15 protein-coding genes are annotated in these 17,389 nt (G+C 54.5%); 11 read left to right on the top strand and 4 right to left on the bottom strand.

Annotated elements, in window-relative coordinates; genetic code table 11:
- Nucleotides 1-34: 34 nt before the first annotated feature.
- Both hrcA and BLT54_RS09645 read left to right on the top strand, forming a co-directional pair.
- On the top strand, nt 35-1,099 hold the full coding sequence (gene hrcA / locus BLT54_RS09650) for a heat-inducible transcriptional repressor HrcA (RefSeq protein ID WP_074644492.1): 1,065 nt from the start codon (nt 35-37) through the stop codon (nt 1,097-1,099).
- An 11-nt stretch (nt 1,100-1,110) separates the two neighbouring features.
- Entirely contained in the window at nt 1,111-1,671 is a 561-nt protein-coding gene (locus BLT54_RS09645; protein WP_074644180.1) for a nucleotide exchange factor GrpE, read from the top strand.
- 62 nt (nt 1,672-1,733) lie between these two features.
- Here BLT54_RS09645 and mutS read toward each other — a convergent pair whose 3' ends face one another.
- Nucleotides 1,734-4,355 carry a DNA mismatch repair protein MutS gene (mutS, locus tag BLT54_RS09640; protein WP_074644488.1) on the bottom strand — a complete coding sequence of 874 codons (2,622 nt, stop codon included), beginning with the start codon at nt 4,353-4,355 and terminating at the stop codon, nt 1,734-1,736.
- Between the two features lie 169 nt (nt 4,356-4,524).
- Here mutS and BLT54_RS09635 point away from each other — a divergent pair, with 169 nt between their 5' ends.
- The gene (locus BLT54_RS09635; RefSeq protein ID WP_074644177.1) at nt 4,525-6,789 is read left to right on the top strand and encodes an NADP-dependent malic enzyme; all 2,265 of its coding nucleotides are present in this window, start codon (nt 4,525-4,527) and stop codon (nt 6,787-6,789) included.
- Between the two features lie 23 nt (nt 6,790-6,812).
- The gene (locus BLT54_RS09630; protein ID WP_074644175.1) at nt 6,813-7,688 is read left to right on the top strand and encodes a ribokinase; all 876 of its coding nucleotides are present in this window, start codon (nt 6,813-6,815) and stop codon (nt 7,686-7,688) included.
- A 56-nt stretch (nt 7,689-7,744) separates the two neighbouring features.
- On the opposite strand, the gene BLT54_RS09625 is transcribed toward BLT54_RS09630, so the two are convergent.
- Nucleotides 7,745-8,971: an argininosuccinate synthase gene (locus BLT54_RS09625; RefSeq protein ID WP_074644172.1), complete on the bottom strand. Its 1,227-nt coding sequence runs from the start codon at nt 8,969-8,971 to the stop codon at nt 7,745-7,747.
- 147 nt (nt 8,972-9,118) lie between these two features.
- On the opposite strand from BLT54_RS09625, the gene BLT54_RS09620 reads away from it, so the two are divergent.
- Both BLT54_RS09620 and ilvA read left to right on the top strand, forming a co-directional pair.
- Nucleotides 9,119-9,871: a hypothetical protein gene (locus tag BLT54_RS09620; RefSeq protein WP_074644170.1), complete on the top strand. Its 753-nt coding sequence runs from the start codon at nt 9,119-9,121 to the stop codon at nt 9,869-9,871.
- Nucleotides 9,864-11,114 (top strand): threonine ammonia-lyase IlvA, encoded by a 1,251-nt coding sequence (gene ilvA / locus BLT54_RS09615; RefSeq protein ID WP_074644167.1) that lies wholly within the window; start codon nt 9,864-9,866, stop codon nt 11,112-11,114. The genes BLT54_RS09620 and ilvA overlap by 8 nt, the downstream gene beginning before the upstream one ends.
- Before the next feature lie 10 nt (nt 11,115-11,124).
- On the opposite strand, the gene BLT54_RS09610 is transcribed toward ilvA, so the two are convergent.
- Nucleotides 11,125-11,445 (bottom strand): Hpt domain-containing protein, encoded by a 321-nt coding sequence (locus BLT54_RS09610; protein ID WP_074644165.1) that lies wholly within the window; start codon nt 11,443-11,445, stop codon nt 11,125-11,127.
- Nucleotides 11,446-11,595: 150 nt separating this feature from the next.
- Between BLT54_RS09610 and BLT54_RS09605 the strand changes: the two genes are divergently transcribed.
- Nucleotides 11,596-12,879, top strand: a complete 1,284-nt coding sequence (locus BLT54_RS09605; protein ID WP_083351780.1) for a PP2C family protein-serine/threonine phosphatase — start codon at nt 11,596-11,598, stop codon at nt 12,877-12,879.
- Here BLT54_RS09605 and BLT54_RS09600 read toward each other — a convergent pair.
- Nucleotides 12,869-13,300 (bottom strand): NUDIX hydrolase, encoded by a 432-nt coding sequence (locus tag BLT54_RS09600; RefSeq protein ID WP_074644161.1) that lies wholly within the window; start codon nt 13,298-13,300, stop codon nt 12,869-12,871. The two genes, BLT54_RS09605 and BLT54_RS09600, sit on opposite strands and share 11 nt — an antisense overlap.
- A 78-nt stretch (nt 13,301-13,378) precedes the next feature.
- Between BLT54_RS09600 and hslO the strand changes: the two genes are divergently transcribed.
- The 4 genes from hslO to BLT54_RS09580 are packed head-to-tail and all read left to right on the top strand — an operon-like array spanning nt 13,379 to nt 17,336.
- Complete coding sequence (gene hslO, locus BLT54_RS09595; protein ID WP_074644158.1) at nt 13,379-14,380, top strand: Hsp33 family molecular chaperone HslO; 1,002 nt, start codon at nt 13,379-13,381, stop codon at nt 14,378-14,380.
- A complete protein-coding gene (locus BLT54_RS09590; protein WP_074644156.1) occupies nt 14,364-14,966 on the top strand; it encodes a CoA pyrophosphatase in 603 nt (200 codons plus the stop codon). Before hslO ends, BLT54_RS09590 begins: the two co-directional genes overlap by 17 nt.
- Nucleotides 14,967-15,013: 47 nt before the next feature.
- Nucleotides 15,014-16,117: a CCA tRNA nucleotidyltransferase gene (locus BLT54_RS09585; protein ID WP_074644153.1), complete on the top strand. Its 1,104-nt coding sequence runs from the start codon at nt 15,014-15,016 to the stop codon at nt 16,115-16,117.
- Nucleotide 16,118: 1 nt separating this feature from the next.
- Nucleotides 16,119-17,336, top strand: a complete 1,218-nt coding sequence (locus BLT54_RS09580) for a class I SAM-dependent RNA methyltransferase (RefSeq protein ID WP_074644149.1) — start codon at nt 16,119-16,121, stop codon at nt 17,334-17,336.
- Nucleotides 17,337-17,389 lie beyond the last annotated feature (53 nt).

Genomic DNA, 17,389 nt, shown 5'->3' with positions numbered 1-17,389 from the left:
TTTTAATGACGATACCGTTGGAGTCCTTTGCGATATGAACGACCGTGCGAATTTAATCACCGAAATGAACGACCGATCCCGCGAGGTGTTCCGCCGCGTTGTGGAGGGCTATCTTGAAAATGGCGATCCGGTTGGGTCGCGCACCTTGACGCGAACGATGAGCGAAAAAGTCTCGGCCGCGACGGTGCGCAATGTGATGCAGGATCTTGAGTATCTTGGGTTGCTGGATAGTCCGCATGTGTCGGCCGGACGTGTGCCAACGCAACTCGGGCTGCGTTTGTTTGTGGATGGGTTGCTTGAACTCGGCACTGTGACCGACGATGTCCGCGCGAAGATGGAAGAAACCGTGCGCGAGGATCAATCGCATATTGGCGGGATGTTGGATCGGGTCGGTTCCGCGCTATCGGGACTGACGCAGGGGGCAAGCCTTGTTTTGGCGCCCAAGCATGAAGCCCCTGTGAAACATGTAGAATTTGTCAATTTGGCACCAGATCGCGCACTTGTGGTTTTGGTTTTTGCCGACGGACATGTAGAAAACCGGATTTTCACCCCGCCAATTGGACAAACGCCATCCTCGTTACGTGAAGCGACGAATTTTCTGAATTCTCTGATCGAGGGCAAAACCCTTGGCGAGTTGCGTACAACGGTAGAGCGGGAAATCAAACTGCGCCGACAAGAGTTGGATAGCCTCGCCGCCGATCTGATCGAAAACGGCAGCGCCTTTTGGGGGGGCGAGGGAGCCGTGTATGAGCGACTCATAGTGCGGGGGCGTTCGAATCTATTGGGGGATAGTGCGGAAGCCGAGGAATTGGATCGCATTCGCAGTCTGTTTGATGACTTGGAAAAGAAACGCGACATTGCCGAATTTCTCGAACTGACTGAAGATGGCGAAGGTGTGCGTATTTTCATTGGCTCAGAAAACAAACTTTTCTCTCTTTCGGGTTCCTCTTTGGTGGTTTCTCCTTATATGAACGCTGAACGAAAGATAATTGGTGCTGTGGGAGTGATCGGGCCGACTCGTCTCAATTATGGGCGGATTGTTCCGATTGTGGATTACACGGCGCAACTTGTCGGTCGGATATTGTCCGGCAAGGCGTGAAAAGGTGGAACATGACGGATCCAAAAAAAGACATGGCTGAAGAGATCGAAACCGAACTGGATGCTGGGCTTGAAGAGTTTCTTGAGGCTGCGGCCGAAGAGGAGGTCGATGAGCTGGAAAAGCTGCGCGCGGAACGGGATGAGTTCAAAGACCGGTTTATCCGGGCCGTGGCAGATGCAGAGAATTCGCGCAAACGGGCGGACCGGGATCGGCGCGAAGCGGAGAATTACGGCGGATCGAAACTGGCGCGGGATATGTTGCCGATTTTCGACAATATGAAACGCGCGATTGATGCAATTGCCGAAGATCAGCGTGAAGCTCAGGCGGCTTTGATCGAAGGCATCGAATTGACCATGCGCGAACTTGTCAGCGTGTTCAAAAAGCACGGGATCGTCATCATCACGCCTGAAGTCGGTGAAGCGTTCGATCCGCAGGAACATGAAGCGATGTTCGAGGCTCCGGTGCCGGGCACCAAAGCGGGTGACATCATTCAGGTGATGAATGTGGGCTTTATGATCCACGATCGCCTGTTGCGCCCGGCTCAGGTTGGCGTGTCGTCCAACCCCGCCTAAGCCAAGGCAACCCGAAAGACAAAAAAGCCCTCACAACTGTGGGGGCCTTTTCTTTGTGAAACTCAGTCGAGTTTCGCCTTCAAATCATAAAGCACCTGAAGCGCTTCGCGAGGCGTGAGTTCGTCTGGAAGAATGTCCAAAAGCGCCTTTTCGACTGCGCTTTCTTTTGCCTTCGGCGTAGGAGCCGGGGCAGGCATCGCGGAAAACAGCGGCAGGTCGTCGATGATCGCCTTTGGATTGGCCGCGTGTTGGGATTGCCCTTTCTCAAGCGCTTCAAGCACCGCCTTGGCGCGCTCAACCACAGCTGGAGGCAGTCCCGCAAGCCGGGCGACCTGAACGCCATAAGACCTGTCCGCTTTGCCCTTGATCACTTCATGAAGGAAAATCACTTCACCTTCCCATTCCTTTGCCGAAACGGTGGCATTTTCTGCACCTTTGAGTTTGTCGGAGAGGCTGGTCATCTCGTGGTAATGGGTCGCGAAAAGTGCGCGACAGGCGTTGACGTCGTGGAGATGTTCAAGCGTGGCCCAGGCGATAGACAGCCCGTCATAGGTCGCCGTTCCACGTCCAATTTCATCAAGAATGACCAGAGCACGGTCATCGGCTTGGTTGAGAATGGCGGCTGTTTCGACCATTTCGACCATAAAGGTCGAACGGCCACGGGCAAGATCGTCCGAAGCACCAACACGCGAAAACAATTGCGAGACAATGCCAATATGCGCGTCTTTGGCGGGAACAAAGGACCCGGCCTGTGCGATCAACGCGATGAGCGCATTTTGGCGCAGAAACGTCGATTTACCCGCCATGTTCGGCCCGGTCAAAAGCCAGATCGCTGCGCCGTCGTGACCGTCTGAGAGGTCACAATCGTTGGCGACAAATTTATTGCCACCTTGCTTGCGCAAAGCCCGTTCCACAACGGGATGACGCCCACCGATCACTTCAAAGCTTCGACCCTGATCCACCTTAGGACGGGTCCAATCCTCTGAAATGGCCAAATCTGCGAGTGAGCTGATCAGGTCCATTTCCGCGAGGGCAGATGAGGCGTCGTTGATGGCAGGCGCGCGCTCCAGAATGGCCATGCACAGGGTGTCAAACAGTCGTTTTTCAATCTCAAGCGCCCGCCCGCCGGCATTGTGGATTTTGGTCTCAAGCTCGCTGAGTTCCAGCGTGGTGAACCGCACTTGGTTGGCGGTTGTTTGACGGTGGATGAAGATTTCATTCAGCGGTGCAGACAGCATTTTTTCTGCATGGGTCGAGGTTGTCTCAATGAAATAACCCAGCACATTGTTGTGCTTGATTTTCAGCGACGAGACGCCTGCCGTCTCGGCATATTTGGATTGGAGCGAGGCAATCACACCTCTGCCTTGGTCGCGCAAAGTGCGGCATTCATCGAGTTCCGCGTCATAGCCGGGCGCGATAAACCCACCATCGCGGGTGAGTAGGGGCGGCTCGGCAACAAGAGCCATATCGAGAAGGTCGATCAGTTCAACATGACCGACAAGAAAAGCTGTTTTCTGCTGAATTAGGCTCGGAAGTTCTACGTCTGAAAGGCTGTTGGCAATGATCTCCGCCTGTGAGAGGCCATTGCGAATAGCAGCCAAATCGCGCGGACTGCCGCGCTCCAGACCGATCCGAGACAGCGCGCGCTCCATGTCGGGCACCCGCCGCAGGGCCTCGCGCAATGGCTCGGAGAGTTTCGGGTTTTCAATGGCAAAGCTGATGGCATCAAGACGCGCCGTGATGATATCGACATCGCGAGACGGGCTTGAAAGGCGACGCTCCAAAAGACGACCACCGGCGGCGGTCACGGTGCGATCCATGGCGGACAAAAGCGACCCATCGCGCGCGCCGGACAGGGAATGCGTGATCTCAAGGTTCCGCCGTGTGGCGGCGTCAATTTGCATGTTGCCCCGCAGAGATTCTCGCACGGGCGGTCGCACAAGCGGCAATTTGCCTTTTTGGGTGATGTCGAGATAGTCGATGATCGCGCCCATCGCCGACATTTCCGCCAAAGAAAATGCTCCGAATGCATCCAAAGATGAGACCCGAAACAGTTCCGTCAGACGCTTTTGCGCCGAGGTACTGTCAAAAGATGCGCGCGAAAGCGGAGTCATGTTGGGATGAAAATCAGAGACCAATTCAGCCCAATTCGCGTCATTTGCCTCAGAAACCACGATCTCGGATGGGTTCAGCCGCGCCAGTTCCGGGCCGAGGCCGACCAACGGGCAAGGCATGACGTGAAAAGCCCCGGTGGAAATGTCGATCCAGGCCAAAGCACCCTCATTGCGGACCTCCGCGAAAGCCGCGAGGTAATTGTGACGCCGCGCATCAAGCAGGCTGTCTTCGGTCAATGTGCCAGGCGTGACAAGACGCACCACATCGCGTTTGACCACAGCTTTCGCGCCACGCTTTTTCGCGTCGGCCGGATTTTCGAGCTGTTCACAGACCGCAACTTTGAACCCCTTGCGGATCAGGTTCAAAAGATAGGTCTCAGCCGCATGAAAGGGCACGCCGCACATCGGGATGTCGTCACCCGCATGTTTGCCGCGTTTGGTGAGCGCGATGTCGAGCGCCTGTGAGGCGGCAATCGCATCATCAAAAAACATCTCATAGAAATCACCCATGCGGTAAAACAGCAAAGCATCGCGATGGCGCGATTTGATCTCGAGGTATTGCGCCATCATCGGGGTGGCGGCGGACGTTTCATGCGACACGGGCTTGTCTCTCCGGTTTGGGTTGCCCCAACTTACTCGCACTATATGTGGCGTAAAGGCCCAGAACGCGTTCTTTTTGTTGAGGCCGGGGCTCAGTCTGGATAAGGATGCAGGCCTGACGAGGAGGAGGCCCACCCGCATGTCCAAGATCAAACAAACCCGCGAAGAAGCGCTCGTATTTCATATGGAGCCGCGCCCTGGCAAATTCGACATCACGCCAAGCGTTCCGATGAACACCCAGCGTGATTTGTCGCTGGCCTATTCGCCTGGCGTGGCTGTGCCCTGTGAGGCCATCGCGGCCCACCCCGAAACGGCCTATGATTACACCAACAAGGGCAACCTTGTGGCGGTGATTTCCAACGGGACGGCGGTTTTGGGTCTTGGCAATCTCGGGGCGCTGGCTTCCAAGCCGGTGATGGAGGGCAAGGCGGTATTGTTCAAACGCTTTGCGGATGTGAACTCGATCGACATTGAACTTGACACCGAAGACCCCGAACAGATCATCCAAGCTGTGCGCCTTATGGGGCCGAGCTTTGGCGGGATCAACCTTGAGGACATCAAGGCACCCGAGTGTTTCATCATCGAGCAGCGGCTCAAGGAAGAGATGGACATCCCGGTTTTTCACGATGACCAACACGGGACGGCGGTGATCTGTGCTGCGGGCCTGATCAATGCGCTCTATTTGTCGGGCAAAAAGATCGAAGATTGTAAAATCGTGCTCAATGGTGCGGGTGCTGCGGGGATCGCGTGTTTGGAGCTCATCAAATCGATGGGTGCAAAGCATGACAATTGCATCATGTGCGACACCAAAGGTGTGATTTACCAAGGCCGTACCGAAGGTATGAACCAATGGAAATCCGCCCATGCCGCCAAGACCGACGCGCGCACATTGAAAGAGGCGATGAAGGGCGCGGATGTGTTCCTTGGGGTGTCGGCTAAGGGCGCTGTGACTCAGGATATGGTGGTGGATATGGCCCCCAATCCGGTGATTTTTGCCATGGCGAACCCTGACCCGGAGATCACACCCGAAGAGGCTCATGCGGTGCGCGAAGACGCGATTGTGGCCACCGGGCGTTCGGATTACCCCAATCAGGTCAACAACGTGTTGGGCTTTCCCTACCTGTTTCGCGGTGCTTTGGACATTCATGCCCGTGCGATCAATGACGAGATGAAGATCGCCTGTGCGCGTGCGCTGGCTGAATTGGCGCGCGAGGATGTGCCCGATGAGGTGGCTCTGGCCTATGGGCAAAAGCTGTCTTTCGGCCGCGATTACATCATCCCAACCCCGTTTGACCCACGTTTGATTTATACTATCCCGCCCGCAGTGGCGCAGGCCGGGATGGACACCGGCGTGGCGCGTCGTCCGATTGTGGATATGGAAGGCTATGTGCAGGAGCTGAAAGCGCGCATGGACCCGACAGCGCAGATCCTTCAGGGGCTTTATGCGCGGGCGAAACAGGCGCAAGCAACGATGATTTTTGCCGAGGGCGATGATCCGCGCGTTTTGCGCGCCGCTGTTGCCTATCAGCGTGGTGGGTTTGGCCGTGCGCTTGTGGTGGGGCGTGACGACGATGTGCGCGTCAGACTTCAAGAAGAGGGTCTTGGCGAGGCTATGACCGAGCTTGAGATCGTGAACGCGGCCAACACGCCGTATCTGGAAGAGTATAAAACCTTCCTCTACAATCGTCTTCAACGCTCAGGCTTTGACCAAAAAGACATTCACCGCCTTGCCGCCCGTGACCGCCATGCGTTTTCGGCGCTGATGTTGGCGCATGATCATGCGGATGGTCTTGTGACCGGGGCGACACGCAAATCGGCGCATGTATTGGACCGGATCAATTCCGTGTTTGATGCCAAGGCCGAAGATGGGGCTGTGGGTGTGACCGCCGTGCTGCTCAAAGGGCGGATTATCTTTATTGCCGACACTTTGGTTCATGAGTGGCCTGACGAAAATGATCTTGCTGACATTGCTGTCGCGGCTGCTCGTGTGGCGCGCGCGATGGGAATTGAGCCGCGCGTGGCTTTTGCATCCTTTTCGACCTTTGGCTATCCGGTCTCCGAGCGCGCCAACAAAATGCACATGGCCCCGCAAGTGCTTGATAAGCGCGGCGTGGATTTCGAATATGATGGCGAAATGACGGTCGATGTGGCGCTGAACCCTGATGCGATGGCGGCCTATCCGTTTTGTCGTTTGTCAGGACCCGCCAACATTTTAGTCGTGCCAGCGCGCCATTCCGCGTCGATTTCGGTGAAACTGATGCAGGAAATGGCTGGAGCGACCGTAATTGGTCCGATTTTGACGGGTGTTGATAGACCTATTCAGATTTGTTCAACTGTTTCGACAGTAAATGATATCTTGAACATGGCGATCCTTGCGGCGTGCAAGGTGGGTCAGTTGCGGTAACGAGTTTTGAAAAGGGGAAGCGTATGGCGATTTTTAATTTGGGGTCGGTGAACATCGACCATTTTTACACACTGCCACACCTGCCTGCGCCGGGGGAAACGCTTAGTGCGACGGCGCACAGCCTTGGACTTGGCGGCAAAGGAATGAATCAATCCGTTGCCGCGGCCAAAGCCGGCGCGTCTGTGTTTCATATTGGTGCTATTGGTAAACGAGACGCATGGGTGCGCGATCAAATCCAATCCTACGGCGTGGACTGTAAATTTCTGCGCATGGTCGAACAGGACACGGGACATGCTGTGATCTATGTCGATTCCGAGGGTGAGAACACCATCGTTCTCGAGTCCGGCGCGAACATGCAGCAGGACAGTGAATTCGTTGTCGATGCGATTGATCAGGCGGCCCCTTCCGACACGCTTCTCATCCAAAACGAAACCAATCTTCAAGCCTTTGCCGCGACCTTTGCCATCGTCAAAGGCATGCGTGTGATTTATTCTGCCGCGCCTTTTTCGATCAAAGCGGTCAGGGATCTTGTGCCTGATGTGTCGATGTTGGTGATGAATTCAGTTGAGGCTGCGCAACTGTGCTCTGAAATGGGCGTGACACTCGATAAAATTCCTGCCCCACAAGTCATGGTGACTCTTGGTGCCAAGGGCGCAATGTGGCGGTCCAATGAAACCGGCGAGGTGATCGAAGTCTCATCACCTGTGGTGCATCCCGTGGACACCACTGCCGCTGGCGATACCTATATTGGCTATGTGGCGGCCGGGCTTGATCTGGGGATGCCGATCAAGGCAGCTATGGAGTGGGCAGTTCAGGCGGCAGCATTAAAGGTTACGCGCCATGGAACGGCTGATGCGATCCCGACTGCGAATGAGGTAAAGTCATTTCGCGCGGCGTGATCCATAAAAGAAAAAGGGCGCTTTCTAGCGCCCTTTTTCTTTAAGTTTTATGCGACTTAGCCTTTAAGGCGACGGTTCCGCGCGGCCAAAAGTTTGAGACGCAAGGCGTTGAGCTGAATAAAGCCCTGAGCGTCTTTTTGGTCATAGGCACCGGCGTCATCTTCAAAGGTCACATGCGCTTCCGAGTAAAGCGAAGCCTCGGACCAACGACCCACGGTGAACGCAGAACCTTTGTAGAGTTTCAAACGCACGGTCCCGGACACATGTTCCTGAGATTTGTCGATGGCGGCCTGAAGCATTTCACGCTCAGGGCTAAACCAGAACCCGTTGTAAATCAGTTCGGCATAGCGCGGCATCAGACTGTCTTTGAGGTGACCTGCGCCAGAATCGAGGGTGATTTGTTCGATCCCACGGTGCGCTTCCAAAAGGATCGCGCCGCCGGGGGTTTCATACACGCCGCGCGATTTCATCCCAACAAAACGGTTTTCGACAAAATCCAAACGACCGATGCCGTGTTTGCGGCCGTATTCATTCAGCTCGGTCAAAACCGTTGCCGGGCTCATCGTCACGCCATTGATTGCAACCGCATCACCTTTTTCAAAGGAGACTTCGATGAATTCTGGCTCATTGGGCGCATCTTCGGGTTTCACGGTGCGCAAGTAGACGTAATCGGGCGCTTCCTGTGCCGGGTCTTCCAAAACGCGACCCTCAGACGAGGTATGCAATAGGTTCGCGTCCACCGAGAATGGCGCTTCGCCACGTTTGTCTTTGGCGATCGGGATCTGGTTCTGTTCGGCAAATTCCAAAAGCTTGGTGCGCGAGGTCAAATCCCATTCCCGCCAAGGCGCAATCACTTTGATGTCGGGATTGAGCGCATAGGCCGAAAGCTCGAACCGCACCTGATCGTTGCCCTTGCCGGTGGCACCGTGGGCGACCGCATCTGCGCCAGTCATCTCAGCGATCTCGACAAGACGTTTGGAGATCAGCGGGCGGGCGATGGACGTGCCGAGCAGGTAGAGCCCCTCATAGACCGCATTGGCGCGGAACATCGGAAACACGAAATCGCGCACGAACTCTTCGCGAACATCTTCGATATAGATGTTTTCCGGTTTGATGCCGAGCATCTCGGCCTTTTGACGCGCGGGTTCCAGTTCCTCGCCCTGACCGAGATCGGCGGTAAAGGTGACAACCTCACAGCCATATTCGGTCTGGAGCCATTTCAGAATGATCGACGTATCAAGGCCGCCGGAATAGGCAAGAACGACTTTTTTGGGCGCAGACATGAGACTTTCCTTTTTCGGATATCGCACGGGCGAGTATCGGGTTTTTCGCCCAAGAGCAAGGTTTCGCACTCAGTTCACTGTCAGAATGCTTTAGCTTCGGCTCGAAAAGTCCTAAACCATCCCCAAACACAGTCTCAAAGGGCGATCATGACCGGATTTCAATTGTTCCAACACGCTATTTTGCGTGTGTTCCGCAATCTCGACGAAGCATTGGCCGTTTCTGGCCTGATTTGGATTGCCATCTTGGTTTGCCAGATCTTAGCTTTCGGATCGTTAGATATGGAAGGCATGGCGGAAAGCGACGCACCCATGATGGGCGGCTCATCCCTTTTGCTCATTCTTCTGTCCAATGTTGTGATGGCGGTCGGCTCCTGTTGGGTCGCGGTCGAATGGCACCGCTATGTGCTTGAGGGCAAGCGCCCGACATCCGCGTTTCCATCCTGGAGCGGTTCGCGGGTCTGGGGGTACTTTGGGGTGTCCTTACTGATCGGCCTGTTGATCGGATTGTTTGTTGGTATTTTGGCCGCCTTTTTGGTGTCTATTTTGGGATCACAGGGGGCTATGGTGCTTGGCGGCCTGTTCCTCATGGTCGTGATTGGCTTGCCGGCAATCTATGGATTTTTGCGGGTGTCCCCGGTCCTGCCCGAAATCGCCTTGGGCGGGAAAATGCGATTTGCGGAGGCATGGAGCGCCACCAAACCGCACAGCGCCACAATTTTGCAGGCAGCCATCCTGTCGATCGTCAGTTTGGTCGCGCTGCAAATTTTAGGCATGCTCTTTGGCAACGGATTGCCTGGGCTGATTTACGAATTGGTCACGGGGTGGATCGTTTTGATGGTGAACGTCAGCCTCTTGTCTTCGATTTATGAGATTTCCGTGCGGGGCCGGCTCGATGATTGATTGGACCAACTTTTCTGACAAGGCACGTCAGGCCGAAGCCCGAGTGCGGCGCTTGTTTGAGCCGACGCCATGTTTGCGCAATGATCATCTTTCAGTGGCTTATGGCTGTGACGTTTGGCTTAAGCGCGAAGACCTCACCCCTGTGCGGTCTTATAAGCTGCGTGGCGCTTGGAATGCGATGGTCAAGGCGCGGGAAAAAGACCCAAGCATAGAGCTTTTCGTTTGTGCGTCTGCGGGAAATCACGCCCAAGGGGTCGCCTTTGCCTGTCGTGAATTCGGTGTGCGTGGGGTCATTTTTATGCCTGTGACGACACCGCAGCAGAAAATTGATAAAACCCGCGTGTTTGGTGCAGATATGGTCGAAATCCGCTTGGTTGGAGACTATTTTGACAACACTTTGGACGCCGCACGCGCCTATTGCGCGGATGAGGGCGGGCATTTTTTGGCACCCTTCAACGACACAGATGTGATCGAAGGACAAGCAACGGTTGCGGTCGAGTTCATGTCGCAAATGGTCCCTGATATGGTGATTTTGCCGGTCGGCGGCGGTGGTTTGTCCTCCGGTGTTTTATCGTATCTTAAAGAGGTTTCACCTACGACCGAGATCTATTTTGTTGAGCCCTCCGGTGGAACATCTTTGGCCGCTGCTTTGGAGGTGGGCGAATTGGTGACGCTGAAGAATGTAGACAGCTTCGTCGATGGCGCCGCTGTTGCACGAATTGGTGAAATCCCGTTCGAGGTGCTCAAAGACGTGCCGAAAGATCACGTTTTGTCCTGTCCAGAAGATCGGATTTGTTCAACGATGATCGAAATGTTGAACGTTGAGGGGATCGTGCTTGAACCGGCGGGCGCACTTTCGATTGATGCGCTTTGGGACATCCGTGACCACATTCGCGGCAAGCGCGTTTTGTGTGTTACGTCTGGCGGAAATTTCGATTTTGAACGGCTACCCGAGGTCAAGGAGCGGGCTCAGCGGTTCCGCAACCTTAAAAAATATTTCATCCTGCGTATGCCGCAGCGCCCCGGCGCTTTGCGCGATTTTTTGGACATGCTTGGCCCACAGGACGATATCGCGCGATTTGAGTATCTTAAAAAGTCGGCTCGAAATTTTGGATCTGTTTTGATCGGCATTGAGACGACGGACTCAAATAGCTTTGCGCATCTCTTTCAAAAGATGGATGATGCTGGCCTTGTCTACCGTGACATCACCAACGATCAGGCTTTGGCTGAATTCGTTCTTTGATCTCCCGTATTTACGAGACGACTTTTGCCACAAAAGTGGCGCGCGATTGTGTATAGGCATCAAAAATTTGGCCGAGATCGACGGTTTCGGCCTCTCCATTTCGCGCGGCGCGTTCTCCAGCCGCACAGAGGCTTGAAAACGCCGCAAACCCAAGATTAAGCGAACTGCCTTTGAGAAAATGCAAATCTTTCTCAATGCTGGAGTGGGTCGGGTGATGTTTCATCCGCTCAATCACCTCATCCACCTCATCGAGAAAGAGATCGACGACTTCGCGAAAATCCTCGTCACCGACTTCATCACGCAGATCGTCCACTCGACTCCAATCAATCATGACGCTCTCCTTTTCCTGATGCATAAGACATGAAGAATCTTAGCTTTCAGTAAGCGCGCCTCAATTATTCCAGAAAATTTTAGATTTAAGGCCGCATTAAACCGAGGGGTGCATTGTCCGATCAGAGCGCGCCTTTTAAGGATTTTGATTTTGGCCATCGCACAAGAAAAACAAGCCTATCTTCAAGCCGTGCCAGAGCGTGGTGTGGTCAACAATGTGTTGGTTGTTGATGATTCCCGCGCTCAGAGGCGGATTCTATCGTCTTATCTCGGGCGCTGGGGCTACACGGTGTTTGAGGCGGGGTCCGGCGAAGAGGCGATGAACCTTTGTCAAAGCGAAAGCATTGATTTGATTGTCTCCGACTGGATGATGCCGGGGATGAGCGGGCTAGAATTTTGTCAATTATTTCGGCAACTTGATCGGGCGAACTATGGGTATTTCATCCTATTGACTTCGAAATCCGATAAGACTGAGGTTGCACAGGGTTTGGATGTTGGAGCTGACGATTTTCTGACCAAACCGGTGGCGGGGGATGAATTGCTTGCGCGTATTCGTGCCGGGGAGCGCATTTTGCGGATGGAGCGAGAACTGACCGAAAAGAACCGGCTGGTCAGTTCGACATTGAAAGAAATATCTGAACTTTATGATTCCCTCGACCGTGACCTTGTCGAAGCGCGAAAGTTGCAGCAATCACTCGTACGGGAACGATTCCATGATTTTGAGACGGCTCAAATTTCGCTGCTTTTACGCCCGAGCGGCCATGTTGGTGGCGATCTTGTCGGGTTCTTCCCGATCAATGAGCGGCAATTTGGCGTTTTTTCGATTGATGTTTCGGGCCATGGGATTGCATCAGCTTTGATGACAGCACGGCTTGCCGCTTATCTTACAGGCTCCACGTCAGAACAAAATCTTGCGATTCGATCTGATGACAATGGCGGATATATTGCGGCTAGCCCGTCTGAGGCGGCTATGGCACTGAACCGTTTGATGTTGGAGGAAATGGAAACGGACCTCTATTTCACAATGATCCTTGGCCATTTTGATCGGTTCAGCGGCGAATTTGTTATGACCCAATGCGGTCACCCACACCCGATTGTGCAGCGTGCCAATGGGGACATATCCTTTTTTGGCGATGGCGGATTGCCTGTCGGTCTGATCCCTTTCGCCGCCTATGAGGATGTTCACATGAAACTGTCTCCCGGCGACAGGATTTTGCTGTTTTCCGATGGGGTTACGGAATGTCCCGATGGCGGTGATGGTATGCTCGGTGAAGAGGGGTTGGTTGAAATGTGCAAAAAAGTTGCCACTGAAACGGGCAACGCGTTTTTTGACACGTTCCTTTGGGATTTGAACGATTTCAACAACGATCAGGATTTCCCTGACGACATCTCTGCCATTTTGCTCGAATATCCCGGAGGGGTCGCTAAAGAATAGTGTTCAGTAAATCCCGCTCACCTGGATTCCCAAGCAGGATTGAGGCCTCTTTGGTTGAAACCCAGTGCGCAGAATGATCTGGTTCGGGCGGCTCAGAAAGCTGTCTGACCGGAAAAGCCCGGTAAATCCGACAAATTTTTTCTGCCCACATGTCATATTCGGGCATATATACGAAACGTCGAAAAGACCCGATGAAGGTTGGGGAGGCGATGCGCCAGCCGGTTTCTTCAAAAACCTCGCGATGAAGCGCTGCGATTGGGCTTTCCCCCGGATCAATGCCACCGCCGGGAAATTGAAACTCGTGGTGAATCCCGCCTTGGTACGTCAACAACACGCGCTCATTGCGGGGCAATAGAGCGTAAACACCAGGACGTGCACGGTAGGTTTGCCCAAAAACTTTCGATTCTCCGTAGCGCCGCATCGTGTTCCACCTTCCTTCGGCGGTTGTTCCACCTATATGAACACGATATGTCAGCGCCGAACCTCAAGGAAAGCACAAATGATCGGATCGAAAATCGCATGGGATGACACCGTTCTCCCGTTTCAACTGGATGCATCCGACATCCGGGGTCGTGTCGCGCGCCTTGACGGGGTCTTGGACCGCGTTTTGTCGCAACACAATTATCCACCCGAAATAGAAGCGCTGGTCGCTGAGATTGCATTGCTGACCGCAATGATTGGTCAGACCATCAAATTGCGTTGGAAACTCTCGCTGCAAGTGCGCGGGGATGGTCCGGCTCGGTTGATCGCCACCGATTATTACGCGCCAGAAAAGGATGGCGCGCCGGGGCGCATTCGGGCCTATGCCTCCTATGATGCCGAGCGCCTTCAGCCCGGCGTTGATCCGTTTTCGCAAATTGGCAAAGGCTATTTTGCCATCCTGATTGACCAAGGCAGCGGCACAACACCCTATCAAGGCATCACGCCGATCGCCGGTGGGTCTTTGTCGTCTTGCGCGGAAACTTATTTTGCCCAGTCCGAGCAACTGCCGACGCAGTTTTCGACCTCTTTTGGCAAATCGCGCATGTCTGGCGAAACCGAATCTTGGCGTGCGGGCGGCATCATGCTGCAAAAAATGCCGAAAGCCTCACCCTTCGCCGCACCTTTGGAGGGCGCAGAAGAGCAAAGCCTTTTGAAGCCCGCCGACATTCTGGCCGAGGATGATTTGGAGGACTGGAACCGCGCCAATATTCTTTTGAGTACCGTTGAGGAGATGGAGCTTATCGGTCCGCGCGTTCAGCCCACTGATCTTCTTGTCCGCCTGTTTCACGAAGAGCAGCCTCGGGTTTTTGATCCGCAGCCCGTCGCTTTTGGCTGTAACTGCTCCGAGGATCGCGTGCGCAACAGTCTGTCGATGTACTCCGCAAAGGACATCCGGCATATGACGACGGAGGAGGGGACGGTGACCGCCGACTGCCAATTCTGTGGCGAGCATTACATTCTCGATCCAAAAACAGTTGGCTTCGATGCGGAGGTTAAGCCGGATGGAACCACCGATTGATCGCACCACACTTGAGGCGGCGCTCCACATGTCTGGCGCGCCGTCGTCAGATTTTGATCTGAATCCGGATTTTTCGGGCGCTGTGACGGGTGATTTGCGGGCGGCCGGTGTGTTGATCCCCATCATGGATCATCCCAAGGGGCCGAGGCTTGTGCTGACAAAACGTTCATCCGCACTCAAACATCATCCGGGTCAGATTGCATTCCCAGGTGGCCGGGTGGACCCAACAGATACGGATCCGATTGACGCAGCCCTTCGCGAATCTGAAGAAGAGATCGGTCTGCCGCGTCAGATTGTTGATGTTATTGGGACGCTGCCCACCCACGAAACCGTGACGCGGTTTCAGATATACCCGGTTTTAGGCTGGATTAGAGATGATTTTGTGCCCATCGCCGAGCCGGGCGAAGTCTCGGAAATTTTCACTGTTCCCATGAACCACGTTCTCAATGCAGACAATTTCAATGTGCAGTCGCGCCTATGGTGCGGACAAAAGCGGTCGTTTTTCACTGTCCCCTACGGACCATATTACATCTGGGGTGCCACGGCGCGCATTTTACGCGGACTGGCGGATCGGGTGCAATTGTGACGAATCTTACAGCCTCTTGGCTCAAAAGTACGGGAGCGCGCCAAGTGATGGCACTGTTCTCCGCGATTGGAGAGCCAGCATATTTTGTTGGGGGGTGTGTCAGGAACAGCCTATTTGGTGTTCCTGTCAGTGATTTGGATATTTCGACACCCGTGCGACCCGAACTCATCTTAACTCTGGCACAAGACGCCGGATTGAAAGTTATTCCAACCGGGATTGATCACGGTACGGTCACGGTGATCGCGGAGGGCGAACCGTTTGAAATAACTACCTTTCGCAAAGATGTGGAGACGGATGGCCGTCGCGCTGTCGTCGCATTTTCGACTCATATGGAAGATGACGCGCGGCGACGTGATTTTACGATGAATGCGATATATGCCGATGCGACAGGAACGATCATTGACCCGCTTGGCGGGTTACCTGATCTGCGCGCTGGGCGCGTCCGCTTTATTGATGATCCTGATCTTCGGATCAAAGAGGACTATCTACGCATTCTCAGGTTCTTTCGATTTTATGCGTGGTATGGCGATCATTCTGCGGGATTAGACCCTGATGGCTTGGCGGCTTGTGCAACACATCTTGATGGATTGGCAACACTGTCGCGGGAGCGTGTTGGGGCGGAGATCATCAAGCTGTTGTCTGCCCCGTCGCCAGATCAGGCCATTGGCGCGATGGACCAATCTGGGGTTTTGAACACCCTTCTGCCGGGGGCGTCGACCAAGGCGTTCTTCCTTTTGACCTCTTTTGAAACACATCCAGACCCAATCCTGCGCCTTGCGGCGTTGGGTGATTTTGATGTGGCTGGTCTTTTGCGGTTGTCCAAGGCGCAATGCCGCCGATATGCGACCTATCGAGAGTGTGCGGTGGGACCGAGCGGGCTTGCAGAGATCGCCTATCGTGAAAATGCGGATATTGCGCGCGCCGTGTCATGCCTTAGGGCGGCATTTTTTGAACAGCCGGTTTCTCAGGACGCGGAGGCTGAAATCGCCAAAGGGGCCACTGCGATTTTTCCGCTGACGGCATCAGATTTGACACCAGAACTGACGGGTCCAGCACTTGGTGCCGCCTTGAAAGCAACAGAGCAGGCATGGATTGAAAGTGGATTTACCTTGGACCGGCGCGCCCTGATAGAGCGGGCAAAGGATACGTGACATGACGAAGTTCGAGGTTGTCCGACTTGGACATAAAGGCGACGGGATCACCGGGGACGGCGTGTTTGTGCCAAATGCGCTACCCGGTGAGATTGTGGAGGGTGATGTTGAAAACGACCGGGTGATCCATGGTCGGATTATCACCTCATCTCCGGCACGGGTTACACCCGCCTGCCGTCATTACAAGGCGTGCGGTGGTTGCGCGCTTCAACACGCCTCAGACGAATTCGTTGCCGACTGGAAGCGTGAAATCGTGGCAACCGCCCTCAAAAATCATGGCATTTTGGCTGGATTAGAGACGATCCATACGTCGCCCTCCCGCAGCCGCAGGCGTGCGGTGTTTCATGGGCGACGGACAAAAAAGAGTGTCATGGTTGGCCTTTATGGCCGTGCGTCTGACAGTTTGGTTCCTGTGCCTGACTGCATCCTGATGACTCCTGAGATTATGTCCGCCTATGGCGCTCTTGAACAGTTGGTTCATCTCGGTGCCTCGCGTCGTGGCGAAATGAACCTGACGGTGATCGCAACGGAAACGGGTCTTGATGTGTCCGTGGAGAACGGCAAGCCGCTCGATATGGATCTGAGGATTGATCTTGGCCAAATCGTCCGCGATCAGAGATTTTCACGACTGTCTTGGAATGGCGAAGATGTAGCGGGCGAAGCGCCGGCCTATCTGCGTTTTGGCAAAGCGCGGGTCGTGCCGCCCGCCGGCGCCTTTCTTCAGGCAACCGCAGCGGGTGAGGCTACGCTTGTGCAAGCGATGCGCCGCGCTGTCGGAGATGCGCGCCGCGTCATTGACCTTTTTGCTGGCTGCGGGACGTTTTCCTTGCCTTGTGCGGAGACAGCTGAGGTTCATGCTGTGGAAGGCGTGAGTGAGATGCTTGACGCGTTGAGCAAAGGGTGGCGACAGGCCGAGGGTCTCAAACGCGTGACGGTCGAAACCCGTGATTTGTTTCGTCAGCCGATCCGCGCGGATGAACTCAATCGGTTTGATGCGGCGATCATTGATCCGCCACGACCGGGTGCAGCCGCGCAATGTGATGAGATCGCGAAAAGTACGCTTAAAACGGTTGGTTTCGTGTCTTGCAACCCGATCACATTCGCGCGAGATGCGAAAACACTGACCGAGGCGGGCTTTGTTTTGGACTGGATTGAGGTGATAGATCAGTTTCGTTGGTCGACTCATGTCGAAATCGCGGCGCGATTCTTGCGGGTTTAGAGCAATCAAATCATTGGCCTGATCACCCAAATCGGTGTATCCAGCGCAAAACA

Source organism: Celeribacter baekdonensis (assembly GCF_900102315.1).
Classification (GTDB): domain Bacteria; phylum Pseudomonadota; class Alphaproteobacteria; order Rhodobacterales; family Rhodobacteraceae; genus Celeribacter; species Celeribacter baekdonensis.
The sequence above is the reverse complement of the archived record's forward strand: the minus strand, read 5'-3'. Positions and strand labels throughout refer to the sequence as shown.